The sequence below is a fragment of the Humibacter albus DSM 18994 genome (assembly GCF_000421825.1).
Lineage (GTDB): Bacteria > Actinomycetota > Actinomycetes > Actinomycetales > Microbacteriaceae > Humibacter > Humibacter albus.
The window spans coordinates 1-1564 of the sequence record NZ_ATXT01000010.1 but is presented as its reverse complement, the minus strand read 5'-3'; the positions used below and the strand labels follow the sequence as shown (position 1 = coordinate 1564).

The window sequence follows — 1564 nt, the reverse complement described above, 5'->3', positions numbered from 1 at the left end:
CCCGGACGCGTCCGCCTCGCGCACGATCAGGTGCGCCAGATCATCCGGCAACGGCACGACGCGGGTGCGACCACCCTTGCCGAGCACACGCAGCGACCAGCCGAGCATGTCCGCCTCGACGTCGCGCACATGCACCCGGCATATCTCGCAGCAGCGAAGGCCGGCGCGGGCGCCGAGCTGCACCATCACGCGCACCCGAACGTCGGCCGCGAATCGTGCCGCCTCCACGGCCTCATCGGGTGCGGGACGCGGTTTCCCGAGCGGCGCGTGTACCGCAGGCAGCAGCGCGCTCGGGTCGCGCGTGAGGCGTCCTGTGGCGACCGCCCACGCGTAGAACCCGCGGATCGACGTTCGCCTCGCGCGTTGCGTCGACGCCGAGAGGTCGCCCTCGCGTAGATGCGCAATGATGTCGTCTGTCGTGAGTGACCAGGGTGACCTGCCGGCGTACTGACGCTCGAGCCGACCGACGCGATAGAGGTGCTGATAGATCGTCCCCGAGGCTCGATGCGCCGCGATCAGCCAGGACCGCCACCCGTCGAGCGCAACCGTCCACTCATCGTTACGCATACGTTCAGGCTGCTCAGCGTGCCTCGGGTCCGACAGTCCCAGATGTCGGACTTGACGAACCTAGTCGAGAGTCTGAATTGTCCGGTTCAGCGTCATGGCAGTGGCAGAAGCTGTTGCGGCATCCGCTGTAGTCGTACTCATCCGGTGCGCACTCAGGGCAGCAACCTGAATTCGGCGATACCGGGACGAGCTCGAACCACGCGCCGCACTCGCATGCGTGCGCGTCGCCGTGGTCTTGCGGCGCGCAGCAGACGTGCGTGTGACCCACGTCGACGAGACTGTCGATCGTCGCGCCGCACTCGGGCGCGATGATCTCACCGTCGAGCATCAGCCGTTCGGCGACCTCTTGCAGCAGCTCGAGCACGTCGGCGTTGCTCCACGTGCTCGGCTCGGGGTTGTCCTCGTTCGCGTAGATCGTCTGCTCGACATATCCGAGCGCGTCGAGCCGTGCCTCGTCGGGTGTTGCGTTGCTCATTGCTCGCTCCCTGAATTCGATGATTCGTGGTCACGGAAGTCTCGACGCGCGGCGGCAAACGCGACCTCGTAGGCGCCGACGTCGCCGTAGCGTGCACGCATCGCGTGGCCGGCGATCCAGCCGCACGAGCAGCGCGGCTGGTAGTAGACAGTGCGCCCGAACGTTGTTGCCGTCGTGCGGTCCTCGTGCTCGCTCATCGCTCGCTACCCGAATTCGATGGTTCACGCTCAACGTCGAAGAGCGCGACCTCGACGACCGCCGGCGCCGCGATCAGCCCGTCGATGTTGACGAGCACCGTGCCGCACTCAGCGCACTGGAGCCATCGCGCGCCGGGCACGCACTCTCGTTCCGTGCGCTGGCAGCAGGCGCTCATGTTCTCGCCGACGTAGGGCATCGCCGTCGCGCTCATGCCGCGTCACCGCTCCGTGCGGAGCGCAGCTCGAACGCGAAGTCGATCGGCGTTACGACGGCGTCCGAACCTGAATCAGTGGGTTCAGGGTTCAAGTCCCTGGGGGTGCACCA

Annotated in this window: 4 protein-coding genes; all 4 read right to left on the bottom strand. The window is 67.0% G+C overall.

What is annotated here, in order from left to right; translation table 11 throughout:
- Nucleotides 1-567: tyrosine-type recombinase/integrase (locus H623_RS17160; RefSeq protein WP_022899143.1), on the bottom strand; the 567-nt coding region annotated here is incomplete at its 3' end.
- A gap of 13 nt (nt 568-580) precedes the next feature.
- Entirely contained in the window at nt 581-1042 is a 462-nt protein-coding gene (locus H623_RS0101345) for a hypothetical protein (protein ID WP_022899142.1), read from the bottom strand.
- Nucleotides 1039-1239, bottom strand: a complete 201-nt coding sequence (locus H623_RS0101340; RefSeq protein WP_022899141.1) for a hypothetical protein — start codon at nt 1237-1239, stop codon at nt 1039-1041. The genes H623_RS0101345 and H623_RS0101340 overlap by 4 nt, the downstream gene beginning before the upstream one ends.
- Nucleotides 1236-1451 carry a hypothetical protein gene (locus tag H623_RS0101335; RefSeq protein WP_022899140.1) on the bottom strand — a complete coding sequence of 72 codons (216 nt, stop codon included), beginning with the start codon at nt 1449-1451 and terminating at the stop codon, nt 1236-1238. The genes H623_RS0101340 and H623_RS0101335 overlap by 4 nt, the downstream gene beginning before the upstream one ends.
- Nucleotides 1452-1564 lie beyond the last annotated feature (113 nt).